Annotated in this window: 21 protein-coding genes and 1 tRNA gene; 15 read left to right on the top strand and 7 right to left on the bottom strand. The window is 68.5% G+C overall.

Features of this window, described 5'->3' with window-relative positions:
• The first annotated feature begins 269 nt into the window (after window positions 1-269).
• The 3 genes from MXC99_RS11900 to arfB are packed head-to-tail and all read left to right on the top strand — an operon-like array spanning window position 270 to window position 1,822.
• On the top strand, window positions 270-548 hold the full coding sequence (locus MXC99_RS11900; protein WP_247725662.1) for a VF530 family DNA-binding protein: 279 nt from the start codon (window positions 270-272) through the stop codon (window positions 546-548).
• Entirely contained in the window at window positions 545-1,399 is an 855-nt protein-coding gene (locus MXC99_RS11895; RefSeq protein WP_247725661.1) for a PA4780 family RIO1-like protein kinase, read from the top strand. The genes MXC99_RS11900 and MXC99_RS11895 overlap by 4 nt, the downstream gene beginning before the upstream one ends.
• An 18-nt stretch (window positions 1,400-1,417) precedes the next feature.
• On the top strand, window positions 1,418-1,822 hold the full coding sequence (gene arfB, locus MXC99_RS11890; protein ID WP_247725660.1) for an alternative ribosome rescue aminoacyl-tRNA hydrolase ArfB: 405 nt from the start codon (window positions 1,418-1,420) through the stop codon (window positions 1,820-1,822).
• 59 nt (window positions 1,823-1,881) lie between these two features.
• Here the strand turns inward: arfB and MXC99_RS11885 are convergent, their stop codons facing one another.
• The 3 genes from MXC99_RS11885 to MXC99_RS11875 all read right to left on the bottom strand — a co-directional run bounded on the left by MXC99_RS11885 (window position 1,882) and on the right by MXC99_RS11875 (window position 4,975).
• The gene (locus MXC99_RS11885; protein ID WP_247725659.1) at window positions 1,882-2,541 is read right to left on the bottom strand and encodes an HAD family hydrolase; all 660 of its coding nucleotides are present in this window, start codon (window positions 2,539-2,541) and stop codon (window positions 1,882-1,884) included.
• Between the two features lie 87 nt (window positions 2,542-2,628).
• Window positions 2,629-2,703: transfer RNA gene (locus tag MXC99_RS11880), tRNA-Arg, on the bottom strand.
• Between the two features lie 157 nt (window positions 2,704-2,860).
• The gene (locus MXC99_RS11875; protein ID WP_247725658.1) at window positions 2,861-4,975 is read right to left on the bottom strand and encodes a site-specific recombinase; all 2,115 of its coding nucleotides are present in this window, start codon (window positions 4,973-4,975) and stop codon (window positions 2,861-2,863) included.
• Between the two features lie 215 nt (window positions 4,976-5,190).
• On the opposite strand from MXC99_RS11875, the gene MXC99_RS11870 reads away from it, so the two are divergent.
• The 3 genes from MXC99_RS11870 (at window position 5,191) to MXC99_RS11860 (ending at window position 10,387) form a co-directional block, all read left to right on the top strand.
• Window positions 5,191-7,128, top strand: coding sequence for an ATP-binding cassette domain-containing protein (locus MXC99_RS11870; protein ID WP_247725657.1), 1,938 nt, complete (start codon window positions 5,191-5,193; stop codon window positions 7,126-7,128).
• A gap of 153 nt (window positions 7,129-7,281) precedes the next feature.
• Window positions 7,282-8,277, top strand: coding sequence for an oxidoreductase (locus MXC99_RS11865; protein WP_247725656.1), 996 nt, complete (start codon window positions 7,282-7,284; stop codon window positions 8,275-8,277).
• A 217-nt stretch (window positions 8,278-8,494) separates the two neighbouring features.
• Window positions 8,495-10,387, top strand: a complete 1,893-nt coding sequence (locus MXC99_RS11860) for a propionate--CoA ligase (RefSeq protein WP_247725655.1) — start codon at window positions 8,495-8,497, stop codon at window positions 10,385-10,387.
• A gap of 132 nt (window positions 10,388-10,519) precedes the next feature.
• Here MXC99_RS11860 and proB read toward each other — a convergent pair whose 3' ends face one another.
• The 4 genes from proB to rplU form a co-directional block, all read right to left on the bottom strand.
• Window positions 10,520-11,635: a glutamate 5-kinase gene (gene proB / locus MXC99_RS11855; protein ID WP_247725654.1), complete on the bottom strand. Its 1,116-nt coding sequence runs from the start codon at window positions 11,633-11,635 to the stop codon at window positions 10,520-10,522.
• Between the two features lie 166 nt (window positions 11,636-11,801).
• On the bottom strand, window positions 11,802-12,989 hold the full coding sequence (cgtA, locus tag MXC99_RS11850; protein WP_247725653.1) for an Obg family GTPase CgtA: 1,188 nt from the start codon (window positions 12,987-12,989) through the stop codon (window positions 11,802-11,804).
• Window positions 12,990-13,099: 110 nt separating this feature from the next.
• Window positions 13,100-13,363 (bottom strand): 50S ribosomal protein L27, encoded by a 264-nt coding sequence (gene rpmA, locus MXC99_RS11845; protein ID WP_247725652.1) that lies wholly within the window; start codon window positions 13,361-13,363, stop codon window positions 13,100-13,102.
• Window positions 13,364-13,382: 19 nt separating this feature from the next.
• Window positions 13,383-13,694 (bottom strand): 50S ribosomal protein L21, encoded by a 312-nt coding sequence (gene rplU / locus MXC99_RS11840; protein WP_068637126.1) that lies wholly within the window; start codon window positions 13,692-13,694, stop codon window positions 13,383-13,385.
• 174 nt (window positions 13,695-13,868) lie between these two features.
• Here rplU and MXC99_RS11835 point away from each other — a divergent pair, with 174 nt between their 5' ends.
• The 9 genes from MXC99_RS11835 (at window position 13,869) to MXC99_RS11795 (ending at window position 23,010) form a co-directional block, all read left to right on the top strand.
• On the top strand, window positions 13,869-14,750 hold the full coding sequence (locus tag MXC99_RS11835) for a LysR substrate-binding domain-containing protein (protein WP_247725651.1): 882 nt from the start codon (window positions 13,869-13,871) through the stop codon (window positions 14,748-14,750).
• 257 nt (window positions 14,751-15,007) lie between these two features.
• Complete coding sequence (locus MXC99_RS11830; RefSeq protein ID WP_247725650.1) at window positions 15,008-16,519, top strand: FAD-linked oxidase C-terminal domain-containing protein; 1,512 nt, start codon at window positions 15,008-15,010, stop codon at window positions 16,517-16,519.
• 14 nt (window positions 16,520-16,533) lie between these two features.
• Window positions 16,534-16,809 carry a hypothetical protein gene (locus tag MXC99_RS11825; RefSeq protein WP_247725649.1) on the top strand — a complete coding sequence of 92 codons (276 nt, stop codon included), beginning with the start codon at window positions 16,534-16,536 and terminating at the stop codon, window positions 16,807-16,809.
• A 4-nt stretch (window positions 16,810-16,813) separates the two neighbouring features.
• Window positions 16,814-17,884 (top strand): glycolate oxidase subunit GlcE, encoded by a 1,071-nt coding sequence (glcE, locus tag MXC99_RS11820; protein ID WP_247725669.1) that lies wholly within the window; start codon window positions 16,814-16,816, stop codon window positions 17,882-17,884.
• Between the two features lie 2 nt (window positions 17,885-17,886).
• The gene (gene glcF / locus MXC99_RS11815; protein WP_247725648.1) at window positions 17,887-19,131 is read left to right on the top strand and encodes a glycolate oxidase subunit GlcF; all 1,245 of its coding nucleotides are present in this window, start codon (window positions 17,887-17,889) and stop codon (window positions 19,129-19,131) included.
• 49 nt (window positions 19,132-19,180) lie between these two features.
• The gene (locus MXC99_RS11810; RefSeq protein ID WP_247725647.1) at window positions 19,181-19,960 is read left to right on the top strand and encodes a PP2C family protein-serine/threonine phosphatase; all 780 of its coding nucleotides are present in this window, start codon (window positions 19,181-19,183) and stop codon (window positions 19,958-19,960) included.
• A 229-nt stretch (window positions 19,961-20,189) separates the two neighbouring features.
• Window positions 20,190-21,314 carry an NAD(P) transhydrogenase subunit alpha gene (locus MXC99_RS11805; protein WP_247725646.1) on the top strand — a complete coding sequence of 375 codons (1,125 nt, stop codon included), beginning with the start codon at window positions 20,190-20,192 and terminating at the stop codon, window positions 21,312-21,314.
• A gap of 14 nt (window positions 21,315-21,328) precedes the next feature.
• Window positions 21,329-21,634 carry an NAD(P) transhydrogenase subunit alpha gene (locus tag MXC99_RS11800; protein ID WP_247725645.1) on the top strand — a complete coding sequence of 102 codons (306 nt, stop codon included), beginning with the start codon at window positions 21,329-21,331 and terminating at the stop codon, window positions 21,632-21,634.
• Window positions 21,631-23,010: an NAD(P)(+) transhydrogenase (Re/Si-specific) subunit beta gene (locus tag MXC99_RS11795; RefSeq protein ID WP_247725644.1), complete on the top strand. Its 1,380-nt coding sequence runs from the start codon at window positions 21,631-21,633 to the stop codon at window positions 23,008-23,010. Before MXC99_RS11800 ends, MXC99_RS11795 begins: the two co-directional genes overlap by 4 nt.
• The last annotated feature ends 55 nt before the right edge of the window (window positions 23,011-23,065 follow it).

Genomic DNA, 23,065 nt, shown 5'->3' with positions numbered 1-23,065 from the left:
GCGCCACCACCGTCGAACACTTCGAGGCTCTCCTGCCCTGGAATCTCAAGGCTGAGCAGTTGATCACAGCGTAGCGAGCCCAGGAAGGATGGGGTTCGTGGAGCGCTTACAATCAATGGGTTACGAAGGTGTGTTTGAAATGTGCTTTGGTGGGCGCAGGCGACCGTGTTCGGAATTATGACGTGAGCGAAACCGTCGCGGCCGCGTCGCGAGTTACCACGTGGTCCAATCGACCCATACCACCGCCAGCCCGGACGCGAGAGAACGCGATGACCGCACCCCAACCCAACAATCCCCTGCACGGCCTCACGCTGGAGCGGATCCTCAACGAACTGGTGGCGTGCTACGGCTGGGCGGCGCTCGGACGGCAGATCGACATCCGCTGCTTCAACCACGAACCGGGCATCGCCTCGAGCCTCAAGTTCCTGCGTCGCACGCCGTGGGCGCGGGAGAAGGTCGAGGCCCTTTACCTTCACATGGTGCGCAGCAATGCCGCGCAGCGACACCCGACCCACGGCGCCGCGCCCAGGAGCACCCCTAAGGCATGAAAACCCCGAGCAGGATCCAGCCCCTGGTGGCCGATGGCCTCGTCGACGCCGTCATCCGGCAGCTGATGAGCGGCAAGGAGGCGATGGTCTATGTCGTCCAGTGCGGCGACACGCTGCGCTGCGCCAAGGTGTACAAGGAAGCCAACAAGCGCGGTTTCCACCACGCGGTCGATTACACCGAGGGGCGCAAGACCCGGAACAGCCGCCAGGCCCGTGCGATGGCCAAGGGCTCGCGCTACGGCCGCCAGGAACAGGAAGCGGCGTGGCAGCACGCCGAGGTGGACGCGCTGCGCCGTCTCGCCGCGGCCGGGGTGCGCGTGCCGACGCCGTACGACTTTCACGAAGGCGTGCTGCTGATGGAGCTGGTCGCCGACGAAGATGGCGAACCGGCGCCGCGCCTCAACGACGTCGTGCTCGGCGCGGAGGATGCGCGGCGCTACCACGCGATGCTCGTGCGCGAGGTCGTACGCATGCTGTGCGCCGGCATCGTCCATGGCGATCTGTCCGAGTACAACGTGCTCATCGACCGCGACGGGCCGGTGATCATCGACCTGCCGCAGGCGGTCGATGCTGCGGCCAACAACAACGCCCGCCGCATGCTCGAGCGCGATGTCGCCAACCTCGCCGCGTACTTCGGGCAATTCGCCCCCGCGCTACTGGATACCGACTACGGTAGCGAGATCTGGTCGCTGTATGAATCGGGCCAGCTTCAGCCCGAGAGCGCGCTTACCGGGGTCTTCAGGGCGGAAGAGGGATACGCCGATGTCGACGAAGTGATGCAGATCATCGAGGCGGCGCGCAGGGAAGAAGCCGCGCGCCAGGCCGGCCGCGCGGCGGCAGGCGCTGCCTGAACCGCAAGGCGGATGCCGATGCGCCCCCACGTCACCGTCTCGCCCGACGACGTCGAGATCAGCGCCATCCGCGCCCAGGGCGCGGGCGGGCAGAACGTGAACAAGGTGTCGAACGCGGTGCATCTGCGTTTCGACATCGCCGCCTCATCCTTGCCCGAGGCGATTCGGGCACGGCTGCTGCAGCTGGGTGACCAGCGCATCAGCAAGGACGGCGTCGTGATCATCAAGGCGCAGAAGTTCCGCAGCCTGGAGAAGAACCGCGCCGAAGCGCTGCGGCGGCTGGAAGAGCTGATCAACCGTGTCGCGGCACGGCCCAAGGTCCGCCGCGCCACCCGGCCGACGCGCGCCTCCGTCACGCGGCGTCTGGAGGGCAAGGCGCGGCGTGCAGCGGTGAAAGCGGGGCGGGGGAAGGTGGGCGAGTAGGGCGTCGGGCGCGGCCGATGTCGCGCTGACAGGGGCGGTCGGCGCGGGGGAGAACGGATTCAGCCGCAGCCGAGAAGCGCCTCGGCCAGCGCTGCGGGGCTTTCGAAAGCGCGCCAGTGGGGGGCCATTTCGGCCGCGGAAAGACTGCCATAACCCCAGGTTGCGGCGAGAAAAGGGAGGTGGTTGGCGTCGGCCGAGCGGCCGTCTTCGTCGCGGTCGCCGACGTACACCGCGCTGGCGGGGTCGATTCGGCAGTCAGCGAGCAGGCGGGCGATCATCGCGGCCTTGTCGGGCAGGCGAGGCTCGAAGAGGTCGAGCGCGTATACGGCATCGAAATGATTTTCCCATCCGAGGAGGCGAAGAATCAGGCGGGTGGGGTGCAGCCGTTTGTTGGTCGCGATGGACATCGACAGCCCGCTACCCTTGAGGCGTGCGAGCATTGCGGGGATCCCATCGAAGGCGCTCGTTTGGCGGTATCCGGTACGGTCGTAGCTCCGCTTGAATTGTTCCGCCAGACGGTCGATCAGCACCTTGTCGCAGTCGCCAGCCAGAAGCTCCAGCGTCTCGGTCAGCGGCGGGCCGATGATCGATGCATCGATCGGACATGCGGGCTCGCGCCCTGCGACCTCGAAGGCGTCACGATAGCTGGCGAGGATCGCCGGCGCGGAGTCGATCAGGGTGCCGTCGAGATCGAACAGCACATGTCGGAGGCGTGGCATGCGGAAACGATGAGAGGCGCGAGGACTCGGGAACGCGTTTGGCTTGGGTGGTAGCCGGGCGTTTGCGGATTCGGTGGCGCGGTGAATTGGCCTCGTCACCAGGAATCGAACCTGGATCTGGCGCTTAGGAGGCGCCTGTTCTATCCGTTGAACTATGACGAGCACGGCCGGCTATTCTAGCCGTTCGGCGGTGCGGGACCAAGTGCGACAACCATCCCACTGCACTACGGTTCCCGGTACAGGCATGCGGCGCGATCGGCCGGGCAGCCGGTCGATCGCGCTGCGGGTGGGGGACGATGGCAATCGACCGGGAGGGATCTCAGGTTTTGTCGGGGGCGGATTTGTCGTTTTCGTTCCCGTTTGCCGCGGCGCTCGCTGCCGGGTGGAATTCGCCTGCCGCGGGCGCGCTCGCGGCGGCGGGCGTCGCGGCTTCGTCTTTTTCGTCACGAAGCGGCGGCAGCAGGAACGCTTGCGGAGTGCGGAGCAGGCGTTTCAGCAGCAGCCTGCCGAGACTGCGCCCTTGGGCGAAGGTGATGCGGCGTGCGCGCATGGCTACGCTCAGGGTCAGGGTGAAGCTGACCAGTAGGTTCGTCACGCCGATCAGCAGCACGCCACCCAATCCCAGGGCCACGGCCTGCAGGGGGAGGGCGAAATCGAGCGCGATTGCGGCATATCCCAGGTAAGCGGACGAGAATGCGATGTGGCGGATATCGACCGGCAGGCCGAACAGCACGCCGATCGCAGTCGCGCCGCCGAGCAGGAAGCCGAAGAAAAAGTTGCCGGCGAGGGCGCCGAGGTTGTTTTCGATGTACACCGTGATCCGCTCGGTGCGCTCTTCGCCCAGCAGCCGGCGCGGCCAGCGCAACTGGCGCAGGCGCTGCGGGATGCGGTTGTAGGCCGAAAGGTTGTCGTAATAGGCTGCGATCAGGCCGGACATGAACAGGCATACGCCGGCGATTCCGGCAAAGAACAGGGCGCCGCCGCGCGGGTCGATTTCGTCGAGCAGGAGCCAGGCCTTGTCGGGGGGGACGAAGTGGCTGCCGGTGGCGAGTTCGAGGAGGAAGCCGATGAAAAGTGCCACCGGGATGGCAACCCCGATATTGCCCAGGATCGCGGCCACCTGGCTGCGCACCGTGCGCACGATGAGGTCGGCCAGTGCTTCCAGGTCGCGTGTCTTGCCGCGCGCTTCGCCGATCGAGGCGGCGATCGCGTTGGCGGTCATCGCCGGCTGCTTGGTGGCGACGGTGCCGCCGAGGACGTGGATCAGGACGAAGCCGAGGCCGTAGTTCAGGCAGAACGACAGCAGTTCGTTGAGCGGCGCCATGCCCTGGGTGCCGAGCACGATCTTGTGCGCCGTCATGAGGGCGATGATCAGCCCGCCGAGGGCGGCCGAGCCGAACATGCTGAAGTATTCGCCGCGGGTGCTGGTGATGTAGCGTTCGCCCGTCTTGCTGGCGCTTTCGGTCATGCGCAGCGACAACAGCTCGACGTTCTTGCCCCAGTAGTCGGTGAGCACGTTCTTGCGGCATTCGGCGCGCACCAGGGCCTTGAACAGGCCGATCAGGCGCGGGGCGACGTCTTCGATGACGCGGCGGGTGCGCAGTTCGCTGAGCAGGCTGATCAGTTCGTGAATGCGTTCGAGGTGCTGGCGCAGGCGCTCGAGCTTGAAGGTCAGGGTGAGGCTGGTGCCGATGCGGGTGGCGCGCTTGCGTACGCGCTGCAGGATTTCGTCGCACTGGTGCAGCATCACCGTCAGGTGCTTGTCGTCGGCGATCAGCGCGCCGGGCGTGGTCCACCAGTCGGTGTAGTGCTGGATGTAGATCAGTAACTCGCTGTTCTGCGCCAGGAAGGGCGATTCGTGTTCTTCCAGGTGGGGGTCGATGCGCACCAGTTCGGGGTCGAGGCCGATCGCCGAGACGTGGAAGGACAGCACCCGCAGCGCTTCGAGGATCTCGCCCACCGCGTGGGGGAGCGGGCTGGCGTCTTCCTCGAACATCGGCGTTTCGTGGCCGACCAGGGTGGTGAGCAACTCCAGCCAGACCTCGTCGGCGACCGCATTGACCCAGACTTCGTCGTCTTTGCGGTGGAACACCGCCGACAGCAGATCCCTCAGGTAGGCGGTGTCGATGATTTCGGGCAGCACCCGCCCGGCGATGCGGCGCGAGGTCTCGGAGAAGAAGCCGGTCGACGGCAGCAGTCCCGAGGAGACGTACAGCGTCACCTGCTTGCGTTCGGCGAACAGGCCCACGAGGGAGGTGCGCAGGCCGGCTCGCAGGTCGCTGCGACGGCCGATCAGGTCGGTGAGGGTGCGCAGGTTGGCGGTCGCCTTGCCGGTCTGGCTGGCGCGCGGCGGGCGCAGTTTGTCCACCAGCGCCGCCCACAGGGCGACCGGGTCCTGCCCGGGCTGGGCGAAGCGTTCAAGGAGTCTTTCCATCGATTGGGTACCTGTTTGCTGCCGCGCCGGCGCGTGGTCGATGTCCCGCGCGCTGCGGTGAGGGCTTGGAGAAACGCCGCGGCGCAGGGGGCCAGGTGCGGGCGTTCAAGCGCGATTTGTGCGCCGCATTATGCGATATTCCGCCCCGGATGCCAGCGCGGGGCTAAAATCCGCACCTCTCTTTCCCGCCCGCGCGTGACGATCGCGCCCCTCCGATGCCCCTCCTTTCCGTTGATAACGCCTGCCTCGCTTTCGGTCACGTCGACCTCCTCGACCATGTCGCTTTCCAGCTCGATGCGGGCGAGCGCGTCGCCCTGATCGGGCGCAACGGTTCGGGCAAATCCAGCCTGCTGCGCGCCCTCGCCGGTCAGGCGGCGCTCGATGACGGCACGGTGTGGCGGCAGGCCGGGATGGTGACGGCGTACGTGCCGCAGGAGCCGGATTTCCTTCTCGAGCGCGACGTCTTCGCCACCATCGCCGACGGTCTGGGTGCGGCTGCGCAGTTGCTGACGGAGTACCACGCCGCGATGCTGGCCGTCGGTGAGCACGCCACCCCGGAGGCGCTCGCCCGGCTTGACGACCTGCAGCACGCGGTGGAGTCGGCCCAGGCATGGCGCCTGAACCAGCGCGTCGAGCAGATCGTCGCCCGCCTCGGGCTCGACCCCGCGGCGCCGGTCTCCAGCCTCTCGGGTGGTGGCGTCAAGCGTGTCGCCCTGGCGCGCGCGCTGGTTGCCGAACCCGACCTGCTGCTGCTCGACGAACCCACCAACCATCTCGATCTCGACGGCATCCTGTGGCTGGAGGAACTGATCCGCGACTTCCGCGGCGCGGTCATCGTCATCACCCACGACCGCGTCTTCCTCGACAACGTCGCCACCCGCATCATCGAGCTCGATCGCGGGCGGCTGGCGAGTTATCCGGGGCGTTTTTCCGACTATCAGCGGCGCAAGGCCGAAGAGCTGGACGCGGAGGAAAAGGCTGCCGCGCGCTTCGACAAGTTCCTCGCCCAGGAGGAAGTGTGGATCCGCAAGGGGGTGGAGGCGCGCCGTACCCGCAACGAAGGCCGCGTGCGCCGGCTCGAAGCCTTGCGCCGCGCGCGCGCGGCGCGCCGCGACCGCCTCGGCGACGTCAGCCTGGCGGTCGATAGCGGCGACAAGAGCGGGCAGATGGTGGCCGAACTGACCCATGTCACCAAGCGCTACGGTGACAAGGTGGTGGTGCGCGACTTCTCCACCCGCATCCTGCGCGGTGACCGCATCGGCTTCATCGGCCCCAACGGCGCGGGCAAGACCACGCTGTTGAAGCTCATCCTCGGCGAGATCGAAGCCGACGAGGGCACGGTGCGCCGCGGCACCCGGCAGTCGGTGGCCTACTTCGACCAGCTCCGCGCCCAGCTCGACCCCGAGCTGGCGCTGACCGAAGTGATCAGCCCGGGCTCGGATTTCGTCGAGATCGGCGGCGAGAAGAAGCACGTCATCGGCTACCTCGGCGATTTCCTGTTCGCGCCGCAGCGCGCGCGCTCGCCGGTCAAGTCGCTCTCCGGCGGCGAGCGCAACCGCCTGCTGCTCGCCCGCCTGTTCGCCCGCCCGGCCAACGTGCTGGTGCTCGACGAACCGACCAACGACCTCGATATCGAGACCCTCGATCTGCTCGAGGAACTGCTCGCCGGCTACGACGGCACGCTGTTCCTGGTCAGCCATGACCGCGCCTTCCTCGACAACGTCGTTACCCAGGTGATTGCCGCCGAGGGCGAGGGGCACTGGGGCGAGTATGCCGGCGGCTACGCCGACTGGCAGCGCGTGCAGGCGGCCCGCGCCCAGGCCCGGACGGACGAGCGGAGCGCGGGCGCGGCGCGGGCGGGGGCGGTGGAAAAAACGCCGGCGGCGAAGGAGCGGCCGGCCGTGGACAAAGCGGCGAGCCGGCCAGCCAAGCTGTCGTTCAACGAAAAACGCGAGCTGGACGCGCTGCCCGGGCTGATCTCCGCGCTCGAGGACGAGCAGGCGGCGCTGCATGCCCGCATGGCCGATCCGGCGTTGTACCAGCAGGCTCCGCACGAAGTCGCCCAGGCCAAGGCGCGGCTGGAGGCCCTGGATGCCGAGATCGAGGCCGCGATGCTGCGCTGGGAAGAGCTGGAAACGCGCGCCGCCTCCTGAGCCCCCGCGTCGTGCCGCTGCATGCCGCGTCGGGTGCGCGCCGCGGCGAAGCCGTTGCCGCCGCCTTCCGGGGCGGGTGATCGGTCTGGCTATAATCGTTTTCAGGGCCGTGTCCCGGCCTACGACGATTTCCCCACCGAGGAGACTGCCCGCATGAGCCCGTTCAAGGCCTTCGTCATCGATCAGGATGAGAACCGCAAGATCGTCAGCCGCATGACGACACTGACCGCCGGGCAGCTCGACGCCGGCGAGGTCGGCATTCGCGTCCATTATTCGAGCATCAACTACAAGGACGCCCTCGCCGCCACCGGCGCGGGCAAGATCATCCGCCGCTTCCCCTGCGTCGGCGGCATCGATCTGGCCGGCGAAGTGGTCGATAGCGCCGACGCCCGCTTTCGTCCCGGCGACAAGGTCGTCGTCACCAGCTTCGATCTGGGGGTGGCGCACCACGGCGGCTACGCCGAATACGCCCGTGTGCCGGCGGCCTGGGTCGTGCCGCTGCCGGCCGGGCTGGACCTGTTCGAGGCGATGGCGCTGGGCACGGCCGGCTTCACCGCCGCGCTCGGCATCGTGCGCATGGAACACAACGGGCTGGCCCCGGCCAACGGCCCGGTGGTCGTCACCGGCGCCACCGGCGGGGTCGGCGGCCTGGCCATCGACATGCTGGCGCAGCTCGGCTACCACGTCGCCGCGCTGACCGGAAAAGCGTCCGAAGTCGACTACCTGCGGGGGCTGGGGGCGGCCGAGGTGCGGCTGCGCGCGGAGATCGATTTCGACAAGGTGCGCCCGCTCGAGGCGGCGCAGTGGGCGGGGGCGATCGATAACGTCGGAGGGCCGATCCTGCACTGGGTGCTGGCGACGATGAAGCAGGCCGGGACCGTGGCCAGCATCGGCAACGCGGCGAGCTTCGATCTCCACACCACGGTCTTCCCCTTCATCCTGCGCGGAGTCAGCCTGCTCGGCATCGACTCCGGCTACATGAGCTTTCCCACCCGGCTGCGCGTGTGGGAGCGGCTGGGCCGCGACCTGAAACCGCGCCATCTGGCCGCGGTGACGCGCACGATCGATTTCGACGCGCTGCCGGGCGCGTTCGACGACTACATCCAGGGCCGGATCAAGGGCCGCACCGTAGTGCGGATCGGCGCCTGATCGGCGGCGGCGCTTGGTAGAATCGCACGATCGCCGCCCGCGCCCGGAACGGGCTGTTCCAACTATTCCATAAATCGATCCGGCAACGGCGGCGGACATGCGGGGAGGGGCTTCCCTCGTCCGCACGTAGTGACGGCAGGTGCCGCCGCGCTGTCCCGGCGCAGCGGCGCAGACGTCACGTCATGGCAATACAGGTTCATTGATTGGAGAGGAAGCAATGACCGATTACCAGCAGTTCCACCGCCGTTCCATCGACCAGCGCGACGAATTCTGGGCCGAACAGGCCGCGCTCGTGCATTGGAACAAACCCGCCGAGCAGATCTGCGATTTTTCCCACCCGCCGTTCGTCAAGTGGTTCAAGGGGGGAGAGACCAATCTGTGCTACAACGCGGTCGACCGTCACGCCGCGAAGCGCCCGAACGACCGTGCGCTGATCTACGTTTCCACCGAAACCGGCGAGGAAAAGATCTATTCCTTCGCCGAGCTGCAGCGCGAGGTCGAGCGCATGGCGGCGATCTACCTGGCGCTCGGTGTCCGGCGTGGCGACCGGGTGCTGATCTACATGCCGATGATCGCCGAGGCCGCGTTCGCAATGCTCGCCTGCGCGCGCATCGGCGCGATCCATTCGGTGGTGTTCGGCGGCTTCGCCGCGGGCTCGCTCGCGACCCGCATCGATGACGCCAAACCGGCATTGATGGTGAGCGCCGATGCCGGGATGCGCAACGGCAAGCCGGTGCCCTACAAGCATCTGGTCGACGAGGCCTGCAGCCTGGCCGAGCACCCGCCGCAGAAGGTGCTGATCATCGACCGCGGCCTCGACAAGAACTTTTCCCGCGTCGACGGGCGCGACGTCGATTACGCCGAACTGCGCGCCAAGCACCTCGATGCCCGGGTGCCGGTGACCTGGGTGGAGTCGTCCGAGCCGAGCTACATCCTGTACACCTCCGGCACCACCGGCAAGCCCAAGGGCGTGCAGCGTGACACCGGCGGCTACTGCGTGGCGCTGGCGGCGTCGATGAAGCACATCTACACTGGTGGCGAAGGCGAGACGATGTTCACGACCTCGGACATCGGCTGGGTGGTCGGCCACAGCTACATCATCTACGGCCCGCTCATCGCCGGCATGGCGACGGTGATGTACGAAGGCACGCCGCTGCGCCCCGACCCCGGAATCTGGTGGCAGATCGTCGAGAAGTACAAGGTCGATGTGATGTTCTCGGCGCCGACCGCGGTGCGCGTGTTGAAGAAGCAGGACCCGGCCTGGCTCAAGAAGTACGACCTGTCCTCGCTCAAGCACCTGTTCCTTGCCGGCGAGCCGCTCGACGAGACCAGCCACCGGTGGATCATGGACGCGCTGGGCATCCCGGTGATCGACAACTACTGGCAGACCGAGACCGGCTGGCCGATGCTGGCGATCTGCCGCGGCGTCGAGGACAGTCCGATCAAGCTCGGCTCACCCGCCTTCCCGGTGTTCGGCTACGACCTGCGCCTCTTCCGCGAGGATGGAAGGGAGTGCGGCGCCAACGAGAAAGGCATCGTCGGTGTCGTGCCGCCGCTGCCGCCGGGCTGCCTGTCGACGGTGTGGGGCCAGGACGAGCGCTTCGTGTCCACTTACTTCAGCGTGTTCAAGGAGCCGGTGGTGTATTCCTCGTCGGACTGGGGAATCAAGGACGACAAGGGCTACCACAGCATCCTCGGACGCATGGACGACGTCATCAACGTCGCCGGCCACCGGCTGGGCACGCGCGAGATCGAGGAGGCGGTGCAGATGCACCCGGCGATCGCCGAGGTGGCGGTGGTCGGAGTCGCCGACGAGGTCAAGGGCCAGATGCCGATGGCGTTCGCGGTGGCGAAGGACGCGGCGGCGGTCGACACCGCCGAAAAGCGTGCCGCGCTCGAGAAGGACGTGATGAAGAAGGTCGACGCGGTGCTCGGTGCGATCGCCCGTCCCGGCCGGGTGCATTTCATCAACGGCCTGCCCAAGACGCGCTCGGGCAAGATGCTGCGCCGCTCGATCCAGGCACTGGCCGAAGGGCGTGACGCCGGCGACCTCACCACGATCGACGATCCGGGTACGCTGGAGCAGATCAGGGTCGCGCTCAAGAGCTGAGCGCGCGCCGTTCGCAGCGCGCCGGCGTCGGTTGCCGGCATGCTGCGGCTCATCCCGCCCGCGGCGCGGACATCCGTGCCGGCTGCGGGCGCGCGCGGTGCAGCAAGGCCGGCCGGAATGCCGCGCGCGGCCTCAGCGACAGACCATGTTGTCGCGGTGGATCAGCTCCGGTTCGTCGATGTAGCCGAGCAGTTTCTCGATTTCGGCGCTCGGCCGGCGCGCGATGCGGCGGCATTCCGAGGCTGAGTAGTTCACCAGTCCGCGCGCCACCTCCTCGCCGCCGAGCGTGCGGCAGGCCACCGCGGCGCCGCGTTCGAAGTCGCCGCGCACCTCGATGACGCCGACCGCGAGCAGGCTGCGCCCGCTCTTCAGGGCGGCGGCGGCACCGTCGTCGAGGACCAGGTCCCCGGCGAGCTGGAGGTGATCGGCGAGCCACTGCTTGCGCGCCTGCAGCGGCGTGCTGCTGGCGTAGAGCAGGGTGCCGAGCGCTTCGCCCGCGGCCAGGCGCAACAGCGGGTCGCGCTCGCGGCCGCTGGCGATGCAGGTGTGGGCGCCGCTGCGTGCGGCGCGCTGGGCCGCGCGGATCTTGGTGATCATGCCGCCACGGCTGATGCCGGTGCCGGCACCGCCCGCCATCGCCTCGTAGCGGCGGTCTTCGGCGCGGCCTTCGGAGATCAGCGTGGCGGCCGGATCGCTGCGCGGATCGGCGGTGTACAGGCCCTGCTGGTCGGTGAGGATGATCAGCGCTTCGGCCTCGATCAGGTTGGCGACGAGCGCGCCGAGGGTGTCGTTGTCGCCGAACTTGATCTCGTCGGTGACCACGGTGTCGTTCTCGTTGATGATCGGCACCACCCCGAGCGCGAGCAGGGTGGTCAGCGTGCTGCGCGCGTTCAGGTAACGGGTGCGATCGGCGAGATCCTCGTGCGTCAGCAGGATCTGCGCGGTGTGCAGGCCATGGCCCGAAAAGGCCTTTTCGTAGGCTTCGACGAGGCCCATCTGGCCGACCGCGGCGGCGGCCTGCAGCTGGTGCATCTCGTGCGGGCGCTTCGACCACCCCAGGCGCTGCATCCCGGCGGCGATCGCCCCCGAGGATACCAGCACCACCTGCCGTCCCTCGGCGTGCAGCGCGGCGATCTGGCGTGCCCAGGCGCCGAGCGCGTCCTTGTCGAGGCCGGCACCGTTGTTGGTGACGAGCGCGCTGCCGACCTTCACCACGAGGCGGCGGGCGTTGCGGATCTTGGTTCTCATCTTTCCAGCGGACTCAGGTCAACAATCCTTTTCAGTGGGGGCGGCCGCCATGGCCGCGCGTACCGGCAGCGATGATATCTGTCGGGGGCGCGCGCCGGCCGCGGCCCTGCGGCCGGGTTTCAGCGCTTTCGGGCGAACGGGGGAAGCGCTGCGCGGGCCTCTTCGATCACCGCGGTTCGTCTCCGGCCTTTGCTTCGTCTTCGGGCAGGGCGTCGTCGCTTTCATCGTCGCCCTGCACCTCTTCCTCGTAGGCCGCGTCGGCCGCTGCGCGCGCGGCCTCGGCTGCGGCCAGGCGGGCGGCTTCGGCGGCCTGGCGCTCGGTGCGTTCGGCGTCGATGCGGGCGCGTTCGGCGTCGAGGAAGTCCTGGATCGCGAAGATCAAGGGCCTTGTGCCTTCGCCTTTCAGCGCCGAGATCTCGAAGTGGCGCTCGACCGGGCCATAGGCCTCGAGGAAGGCGGCGACGCGTTCGGCGCGTTCTTCTTCCGGGATCAGGTCGAGCTTGTTGAGCGCCAGCCAGCGCGGCTTGTCGTACAACGCTTCGTCGTATTTGCGCAGCTCCTCGACGATGGCCTTGGCGTCCGCGACCGGATCGGCTTCGGGGTCGAAGGGCGCGAGGTCGACCAGGTGCAGCAGCACATGGGTGCGCTGCAGGTGGCGCAGGAACTGGTGGCCAAGGCCGGCGCCTTCGGCCGCGCCTTCGATCAGGCCGGGAATGTCGGCGATGACGAAGCTGCGATTTTCGCTGGTGCGGACCACGCCGAGGTTGGGGGCGAGGGTGGTGAACGGATAGTCGGCGACTTTCGGCTTGGCTGCCGAGACGCTGCGGATGAAGGTGGACTTGCCGGCGTTGGGCATCCCCAGCAGACCGACATCGGCGAGCACTTTCAGCTCCAGGTGGAGGTTGCGGCGTTCGCCTTCCTGGCCCGGAGTGCATTTGCGCGGGGCGCGGTTAACGCTGGACTTGAAGTGGATGTTGCCCAGTCCGCCGCGGCCGCCACGGGCGATCAGCACGATCTTGCCGTCCTCGTCGAGGTCGGCGACGAGTTCGCCGCTGTCCATGTCCTTGATCACCGTGCCGACCGGAAAGCGCAGCGTGATGTCGTCGCCGCCCTTGCCGTAGCAGTCGCGGCTGCCGCCGTTCTCGCCGCGCTCGGCGCGGAAGGTCCGGGTGTAGCGGTAGTCGATCAGGGTGTTGAGGTTGCGGTCGGCCGCCGCGTACACGCTGCCGCCGCGTCCGCCGTCGCCGCCGCTGGGGCCGCCCTTGGGGATGAACTTTTCGCGGCGGAAAGTGGCCACGCCATTGCCGCCGTCGCCGGCGAGGACTTCGATGCGGGCTTCGTCAAAAAACTTCATGCCTGATCAACCTTGAATGTCGAACCCCGCATGGACGCAGAGTTCGGAAAACAAAAAAGCCCTACCGCAAGGATAGGGCTTTTGTACTGCAAAAGCGCGGCGCGCGAAGATCAGGCCGCTTCGGGCACGATGATCACGGTGCGGCGCTTGGACGGGCCCTTGACCGCGAACTGGACGACGCCGTCCTTGAGCGCGAACAGGGTGTGGTCCTTGCCCACGCCGACGTTGTCGCCCGGGTGGTACTGGGTGCCGCGCTGGCGAACGATGATGTTGCCGGCGAGCACGAACTGACCACCGTAGCGCTTTACGCCGAGGCGTTTCGATTCCGAGTCGCGGCCGTTACGCGAACTGCCGCCAGCTTTTTTGTGTGCCATGTCGGATTACCCCCTGCGCTTAGGCCGAGATCGCTTCGATGCGAAGCTCGGTGTAGTTCTGACGATGCCCCTGGTGCTTCTGGTAGTGCTTGCGGCGGCGCATCTTGAAAATCTTGATCTTGTCGTGGCGGCCGTGCGAAACCACGGTCGCCTTGACGGAAGCCCCGGCCACCACCGGCGTGCCGATCTTCACGGACTCGCCTTCGCCGACCATGAAAACCTGGTCGAGGGTGATTTCGGAACCCACGTCGGCCGGTATCTGTTCTACCTTGATCTTTTCGCCAGCGGCAACGCGATACTGCTTGCCACCGGTTTTTATCACCGCGTACATGGTGTTGCTCCAGTTGATGGGTTTGCAAAGAATCGCGCAATCTAATCCGAAAGGTGGGCAAAGTCAATGGCGAAACAGCGGCTTGCGAGCCGTCCCGGGCTCGTGCCGGGTGCTGCCGGATTGTCTCCGGAGCGCATAATGTCCCATTCCCGATGACCATGGCGCCGCGCTCAGATGGCCTTCACCCACATCCCGCCGATCCAGTGCCTCGTGACTTTCGAGGCCGTCGCCCGCCTGCGCAGCGCCAGCCGGGCGGCGGACGAGCTGTGCGTCACGGTCAGCGCCGTCAGTCACCGCCTCCGCCAGCTCGAGGCGCAGCTCGGGGTGAAGCTGTTTACCCGCAACGACTTCACCCTCACCGGCGACGGCGCGCACTATCTGCAAAACGTATGCGCCGGCCTCGCCGCCCTCGGGCGGTTGCCTGCGGAGGGCGGGCGCGCGGCCGTGCCCCGGTTGCGGGTGGCAGTCACTCCCACGTTCTCGCGCCAGTTGCTGATGCCGCGGCTCGAGCTGTTTCGCGCTGCCTATCCGGATGTCGAGCTGACCCTGCAGGTGTCGATCCCGCTGCTCGATGTCACCGCCGAAGAAGCCGACCTGGAAATCCGCTTCGGTACCGGAGGCTATCCCGACCGCGAGTACCGGCGGGTCCTCGGCGACGTGATCACGCCGGCCTGCAGCCCGAGTTACCTGAATGAACACGGGCCCTTCGACGGCTTTTCCTGCGAGGCCGAATTCGTCCGCGTGCGCCTGATGAAGACGCCACTCGAGCCCTGGGCGCCGTGGTTCGCCGGCTGCGGCGTGAGCCGCGCGGAGCCCGCCGGCGGTGCGCAGTTCAACGACCTGGGCCTGGTCTATGACGCGGCCGCGAGCGGCTTCGGTGTCGCCCTCGTGCGCCACAAGCTCGGTGCGGCCTGGTTCGACAGTGGCCGCCTGCTGCCGCTGTCCACCCATTCGGTGCCCTCGCCCCACAGCCATTACCTCTGCTGGCGGCCCGGCACGCTCGAGCGCTGGGAGTGCGCCGCTTTCGTCGATTGGCTCGCGCACGTGCTGGCTTGACGATTCTTCAAGCCGCGGGCAAAAAACCATCAACCCGGTAGCAGGAAAAGCCTTTTATCCTTCGAAAATTCCACGCTTCGGGTGCGGCGGCCCTGAACTGGCCCCGATCCGATCCCGAGGCGGGGGGCCTGCCCGGCACCGCCGGCGATCGTCCTGCTTCGCCGGATCGCGGTTTTCACCGAGGGCGGGCAGCCGTGGCGCAGTCTAGAATCGGCGGGCCGCGCGGGGCTGTCCGGGGCGGTAGAAGGAGGGGAGAGATGGAAGCTGCAGCGAAAGACCTGGCGTATGGCGAGACCGAGGGCGATTTCTCCGCGGTCGACAAGGTCCGCGTGATCGAGGCGCTCGGGCGCATCCTGCCGCCGGGCAGCCTGATGTACGACACCGAGGATCTGCGTCCCTACGAATGCGACGGCCTCGCCGCCTATCGTGCGCTGCCGCTGGTGGTGGCGCTGCCGAGTACCGAGGAGCAGGTTGTGGCGGTGCTGCGCAGCTGTCACCAGCTGGGCGTGCCGGTGGTGGCGCGCGGCGCCGGGACCGGGTTGTCGGGCGGGGCGCTGCCGCATACCCGCGGCGTGCTGCTGTCGCTGGCGCGCTTCAATCGCATCCTCCACCTCGACCCGCTCGCGCGCCTCGCCGTGGTCCAGCCCGGAGTGCGCAACCTGGCGATTTCCGAGGCCGCCGCAGCGCACGGCTTGTACTACGCTCCCGATCCGTCGTCGCAGATCGCGTGCACGATCGGCGGCAACGTCGCCGAGAACGCTGGTGGCGTGCACTGCCTGAAGTACGGCCTGACCGTGCACAACCTGCTGCGCGTGCGCGGGGTCACGATCGAAGGCGAGATCATCGACCTCGGCAGCCACGCGCCGGACTGTGCCGGCTACGACCTGCTTGCCCTGCTCACCGGCTCGGAGGGCATGCTCGCGGTGCTCACCGAAGTGACGGTGAAGCTGGTGCCCCGGCCGCAGTTCGCGCAGTGCGTGCTTGCCGCCTTCGACGACGTGGTGCGCGCCGGCGATGCGGTGGCCCGCATCATCGCCGCCGGCATCATCCCCGCCGGGCTGGAGATGATGGATCAGCCCGCCACCGCTGCGGTGGAGGAGTTTGTGCACGCCGGCTATCCGCTCGATGCCAAGGCCATCCTGCTGTGCGAGGCCGACGGCACCGCCGAGGAAGTGGCCGAGGAGGTCGCGCGCGTATGCCGGGTGCTCGAGGACAGCGGCGCCACCGAGCTGCGCGTGTCGCGCGAGGAGGCCGAGCGGCTCAGGTTCTGGGCCGGGCGCAAGGCGGCCTTCCCCGCCGCGGGGCGGATTTCGCCCGACTACTACTGCATGGACGGCACCATCCCGCGCAAGCGCGTGGGCGAGATGCTCACGGCCATCCAGCAGATGGAAGAGCGCTACCGGCTGCGCTGCATGAACGTATTCCATGCCGGCGACGGCAACCTGCATCCGCTGATCCTTTTCGACGCCAACCAGGCCGACGAATTCGAGCGCGCCGAGGCCTTCGGCGCCGAAATCCTCGAACTGTCGGTGGCGCTCGGCGGCACCATCACCGGCGAGCATGGCGTCGGGCTGGAAAAGATCAACCAGATGTGCGTCCAGTTCGGCCCCGCCGAACTGCGCCAATTCTTCCGCGTCAAGGCCGCGTTCGACCCTCCCGGCCTGCTCAACCCGGGCAAGGCGATTCCAACCCTGAACCGCTGCGCCGAATACGGCCGTATGCGGGTGAGCCGCGACCATGTCCCCTACCCGGACATCCCGCGCTTCTGACGGCGCGGACGGCGATGGCGGACAAGGGCTGGGTGCAGTTCCTGCTGGTGGCGGTGCCGGTGATGTCGCTGGTCGGCGCCTGGCTGGCGCTGCGGACGGTCGGCGGGCGTGCCCACCGCCGGCCGGAGCAGGAAAAGGACGACGGGCCGCCTGGCGGTGGGCACTGGCGACGGGAAGGCGGAGAGGGGGAGGGTGTGCGCAAGGCGGGCGGGCAGTGTCGATTGGATGGGAATGCAACGGGCGCAGGCCTGGGCCGATTGATCCGGCGGGACGAGGTGGACGATGAATGAGGCGATGACCGCCATCGAGCGCGAATGGAGCGAGCGGGTGCGCATGGCCGTGGCGGACAAGCGCGCGCTGTGTCTGCGCGCAGGCGGTACCAAGGATTTCTACGGACGGGCGCCGGCAGGGGAAATCTTCGATCTGCGCGCCAACACCGGCGTGGTGAGCTACGAGCCCACCGAACTGGTGGTGACGGTGCGCGGCGGCACGCCGCTGACCGAACTCGAGGCCTTGCTCGCCGGGCAGGGCCAGTTCCTCGCCTGCGAGCCGCCGCACTTCGGTGCCGCCGCCACGGTGGGCGGCGCGGTCGCTGCCGGACTCGCCGGCCCGCGGCGGGCGAGCGCGGGCGCAGTGCGCGATTTCGTGCTCGGGGTGAAGATCCTCGACGGGCGCGGCGAGGTGCTGAACTTCGGTGGCCAGGTGATGAAGAACGTCGCCGGCTACGATCTGTCGCGCCTGATCGCGGGCAGCCTGGGCACCTTGGGCATCATCCTCGAAGTGTCGCTGAAGGTGCTGCCGCGGCCCTTTGCCGAGCGTACGCTGCGTTTCGAACTCGACGAAGCGGAGGCGATCGCGCGCATCAACGAATGGGGTGGACAGCCCTTGCCGGTGTCGGCGACGTGCTGGGCTGCAGGCGTGCTCTACCTGCGCCTGTCGGGCGCCGAAGCTGCGGTGCGCGCGGCCACTGACCGTCTTGGCGGTGAGGTGGAGGGCGAGGCCGAGGCCGCGGCGCTGTGGCAGGGCGTGCGCGAACAGCGCACCGCACCTTTCCCGCTCGCCGCGGGCGAGACCCTGTGGCGGCTGGCCCTGCCGAGCACCGCGCCCGCGCTGGCGCTGCCCGGGCGTCAGCTGATCGAATGGGGCGGCGGCCTGCGCTGGCTCGCCGGCACGCCCGAGCCGGCCGCCGTGCGCGCACGCGCCGCGGCGCTCGGCGGCCATGCCACGTGCTTTCGCGGCGGCGACCGTGGCGGCGCGGTGTTCCAGCCGCTGTCCGCCCCGCTGGCGGCGATCCACCGCCGTCTCAAGCACGCGTTCGACCCTGCCGGCGTGTTCAACCCCGGCCGCCTCTACGAGGATTTCTGAGCATGCAGACCCGGCTTGCCGATTTCATCCGCGACACCGCGGACGGCCGCGAGGCCGACGCGATCCTGCGCAAGTGCGTGCATTGCGGCTTTTGCACCGCGACCTGCCCGACCTACCAGCTGCTCGGCGACGAACTCGACGGCCCGCGCGGACGCATCTACCTGATCAAGCAGCTGCTCGAAGGCGCCGAGGTCACCGAGCGCACCCGGCTCCATCTCGACCGCTGCCTGACCTGTCGCGCCTGCGAGACCACCTGCCCCTCGGGCGTGCACTACAGCCGTCTGCTCGACATCGGTCGCCGCCTCGTCGATGAACGGGTGCCGCGCCGCGGTGGAGAGGCGCTGATGCGCCTTGCCCTGCGCGAGTTCGTGCCGCGGCCGAAGCTGTTCGGGCTGGCGATGAAGGCCGGCCAGGCCGTGCGCCCGTTGCTGCCGAAGACGCTGCAGGACAAGGTCCCGCGCCGGCGTCCGGCGGGCCCCCGGCCGGCGCTGCGCCACGCGCGCCGGGTGCTCGCCATCGCCGGCTGCGCGCAGCCGGCGATGGCGCCGTCGATCAACGCCGCCGCGGCGCGCGTACTCGATGCGCTGGGAATCTCGATGGTGGAAGCGGCTGGCGCCGGGTGCTGCGGTGCGGTGCGTTTCCACCTCGACGACCACGACGGTGCACGCGCCGATGCAAGGCGCAATATCGACGTCTGGTGGCCGGCGATCGAGGGCGGCGGGGTCGAGGCCGTCGTCACCACCGCCTCGGGCTGCGGCGTGCAGGTGAAGGATTACGCCCATCTGCTGCAACAGGACGGCGCTTACGCCGCCAAGGCGCTGCGGGTGAGCGCGCTGGCGCGCGACATCGGCGAAGTGGTGGCGGCCGAGGCCCCCGCGCTGCAGGCCGCGCTCGGCGCCCGCGCCCAGCCCCGGCGTGCGCTCGCTTGGCACGCACCGTGCACCCTGCAGCATGGCCTGCGCATCCGCGGCACGGTGGAAGCCCTGCTCGCTGCGGCCGGATTCGAGCTGGCTCCGGTGCGCGATGCCCACCTGTGCTGCGGCTCTGCCGGCACGTACTCGCTGCTCCAGCCCGAGCTCGCCGCGCGCCTGCGCACGAACAAGCTCGACGCGCTGGAGGCCGGCGGCGCCGGCCTGATCGCCTCGGCCAACATCGGCTGCATCAGCCACCTGCAGGCCGGGACCGCGACTCCGGTGCGGCACTGGATCGAGCTGATCGATGCGCGCCTGAACGGCCTGCCGGATTGATATCATGCGCTGACGTCCTTTCCGCAACCCCTTGCCCACGATCCCGCCGATGCCTTTCAGTGCTGAAACCTGCGTCGCCCTGCACCGTGGCGACCGCGAGGAACAACAGGACCGGGTCGGCCTTTTCCCCCATCCGAAACGCTCGGGCACGCTGCTGGCGGTGCTCGCCGACGGGATGGGCGGCCATAGCGGCGGGGCGATGGCCGCCGAGCAGGTGCTGATCCGTGCCCGGCAGAATTTCGAAGCTTACGCTCCGCTGTACGAGACGCCCGACAGCCTTCTTGCCAGCGTCATCGAAGAGGCCCACCTGGTGATCAAGCTGACCCGCTTCACCAGCGAGCAGGACCCGCACAGCACCGCGGTGGTGTTCCTGCTGCAGCAGGGCAAAGCCTACTGGGCGCATTGCGGCGATTCGCGCCTCTACCACTTCCGCGGTCCGTCCCTGGTGTCGCGCAGCGCCGACCATTCGCTGGTCGGCGAGCTGCAGCGCAAGGGGCGGCTGGACGCCGCCGATGCGCTCTGGCATCCGCGGCGCAACGTGCTGCTGTCCTGTCTGGGCAGCGAGCGAGCGCCACGGATCGCGTATGGCCGCGAAGAAGCGCCGCTCGCGGGAGATGCCTTCCTGCTGTGTTCGGACGGGGTGTGGGCCTACTTCGACGACGCCGAGCTTGGCGCCACCCTGCACGAGCTGCCGCCCCGCGCCGCCGCCGAGCGCCTGATCGGCCAGGCCCGCGCGCGCGCACGCGGGAGCGGCGACAACCTCTCGCTGGCGATCATCAAGCTCGTTCCGCCGTCCTCGCCTGCGCCGGCGTCGCCCGGCAGGAAGTGAGCGCGGGGGGCGCAACTGCCGCGCCGATCCCGTCCGGGTCGATCCGCCCGCTGCCGATTTGCCCGCCGATGCGCCGGGTTGCGCCGCCGGCGGATGCCGGTAAGATGAGCCCAATAGCGGATTCGAATGCCGCTGCAAAGGCCTTCGGCGCGGCGTTGCCGCTTCCCGGTTCCCCGGGCCGCGGCCTTTCGACCCGGTTTGATGCCGTTTTTGAGCGAGGAGGATGTCCATGCCCCTGGTCATCGGAGTGCTGGTGGAAACCCACCCCGGCGAGCGACGCCTGTCCGTCGTGCCGGATGTGGTCAAGAAGTATCAGGGCCTTGGCGCCCGGGTGGTGATGCAGAAGGGCGCGGGCCTGCCTGCGCACTTCCGCGATGCCGACTTTGCCGAGGTGACGCTGGTCGACCGCGCCGACGAGGTCTGCGCCGAGGCCGACGTGGTGTTCTGCGTGCAGCCGCCCGCGCCCGCCACGCTCGCCGCGCTCAAGCCGGGCAGCGTGCTGCTCGGCCTGCTGCAGCCCTGGGCGAGCGCCGAGCGCGCGCGCCAGCTCGCCGAACGCCAGGTCACCGCGTTCGCGCTCGAACTGCTGCCGCGCATTTCGCGGGCGCAGAGCATGGACGTGCTCTCCAGCCAGGGCGCGGTGGCGGGCTATGAATGCGCGCTGATCGCCGCCGACCACAGCCCGAAGTTCTTCCCGATGCTGACCTACGCCGCAGGCACCATCCGTCCGGCCAAGGTGCTGGTGATCGGCGCCGGCGTCGCCGGCCTGCAAGCGATCGCCACCGCGCGCCGGATCGGGGCGATGGTCGAGGCCTACGACGTGCGTCCGGAAACGCGCGAGCAGGTCGAATCGCTCGGCGCCAAGTTCGTCGACACCGGCGTGGCGGCCGCGGGCAGCGGCGGCTATGCACGGGAATTGACCGACGAGGAGAAAGCGAAGCAGGCCGAACGCCTGTCCAGGGCGGTGGCGCAGTGCGATGCCCTGATCACCACCGCGGCGCTGCCCGGGCGGCCGGCGCCGCGCATCATCGGCGCGGACATGATCGCGCGCATGAAACCCGGCGCGGTGGTCGTCGATATGGCGGCTGACACCGGCGGCAACGTCGAAGGCACGGTGGCCGGCGACAAGGTGTGGATCAACGACGTACTCGTGATCGGCCCCACCAACATTCCCAGCCGCATGCCGGTGCACGCTTCGGAGATGCTCGCCAAAAACCTGTTCAACTTCATTTCGCCCTTCATCCGCGACGGCGCGCTGGCGCTCGACTGGGAAGACGAAGTGATTTCCGGCAGCTGCCTCACCCACGCGGGCGAAATCCGCCACCCCGGGGTGAAGCAGGCGCTCGGTCTGTAAAGGAGGATTCAGCCATGGATGGCTTCACCGCACTGTACATTTTCATGCTGGCCGCATTCACCGGGTACGAGGTGATTTCGCGCGTGCCGGTGATCCTGCATACGCCGCTGATGTCGGGCTCGAACTTCGTGCACGGCGTGGTCCTGATCGGGGCGATGGTCGCGCTCGGCCATGCCGATCCGGAGGACCCGGTGCAACTGGCAGTCGGTTTCGTCGCCGTATTCCTGGGCGCGGCCAACGCCGCCGGCGGTTACATCGTCACCGAACGGATGCTGGGCATGTTCAAGGCCGGCGGCCGCAAGCAAGGAGGCGCGCAATGACGTCGAACTGGTTCGTGAGCATGGCGTATTTCATCGTCGCGGTGGTGTTCATCATCGGCCTGAAGGCGATGGCCTCGCCGGTGACCGCGCGCCGCGGCATCGTGTGGGCCGGCTTTGCGATGGTCGGGGCGACGGTGGTCACCTTTTTCATGCCGGGGCTGCACAACATCGGCCTGATGGTGCTGGCAATCGTGCTCGGCGGCGGTGTCGCCTGGTACAGCGGCAAGGTGGTCAAGATGACCGACATGCCGCAGATGGTCGCCATCTACAACGGCATGGGCGGCGGCGCCGCGGCGGGGATCGCGGCGATCGAGCTGGTGCGCGGCGTGCCCCACGACGGCGTCACGTCGACGCTGCTGGCGCTGGGGGCGATCATCGGCGCGGTGGCCTTCTCCGGCTCGTGCGTGGCGTTCGCCAAGCTGCAGGGCTTGATGACGAAGGCGATCCGTCTGCCGCAGCAGAACAACATCAACTTCTTCCTGACCCTGGCGACGTTCGGCATCGGCCTGACGGTGGCCTATTCGAGCGCCCCGGGCGGCTTCGAGATCTTCCTCTTCTTCGCCCTGGCGCTGGCGCTGGGGGCGGTGCTGGTGATGCCGATCGGCGGCGCCGACATGCCGGTGGTGATCTCGTTACTGAACGCCTTCACCGGCCTGGCGGTGGGCTTCAAGGGCTTCGTCATCGGCAACCCGGCGCTGATCGTGGCCGGGATCGTGGTCGGCGCCTCGGGCATGCTGCTCACCCAGTTGATGGCGAAAGCGATGAACCGGCCGATCCGCAACATCATCTTCGCTCCGCTCACCGGCGCCGCGGCTGAAGGCGGCGAGGCGGTCGAAGGCACGATGCGCGAGCTCTCCGCGATGGATGCGGCGGCGCTGATGCGCTACGGGCAGAAAGTCATCATCGTGCCGGGCTACGGTATGGCGGTGGCCGGCGCCCAGCACAAAGTGTGGGAGATGGCGCAACTGCTCGAAGAAGGCGGCGTCGAGGTGGCGTTCGCGATCCATCCGGTCGCCGGCCGCATGCCGGGTCACATGAACGTGCTGCTCGCCGAAGCCGGAGTGCCCTACGACAAGATCTTCGATCTGGAGGAGATCAACGCCGACTTCGCCCAGGCCGACGTCGCGCTGGTGATCGGCGCCAACGACGTCGTGAACCCGGTGGCACGTACCGACAAGTCGAGCCCGATCTACGGCATGCCGATCCTCAACGCCGATCTGGCGCAGAACGTCATCGTGGTCAAGCGCGGCAAGGGCGCGGGCTACTCGGGGATCGAGAACGCGCTGTTCTACAAGGACAACTGCCGCATGCTGTACGGCAGCGCGCAGGAGGCGATCGGGGAAGTCATCCAGCACGTCAAGGCGCTGGAGGCCTGACCCGGCGGCCGCGCTCCGGGAGGAGTGCGGCCGCATCGGACCTCGGGCGGCAAGC

Source organism: Thauera aromatica (assembly GCF_023093595.1).
In the GTDB taxonomy this organism is placed as follows: Bacteria; Pseudomonadota; Gammaproteobacteria; order Burkholderiales; family Rhodocyclaceae; genus Thauera; species Thauera aromatica_A.
The sequence above is the reverse complement of the archived record's forward strand: the minus strand, read 5'-3'. Positions and strand labels throughout refer to the sequence as shown.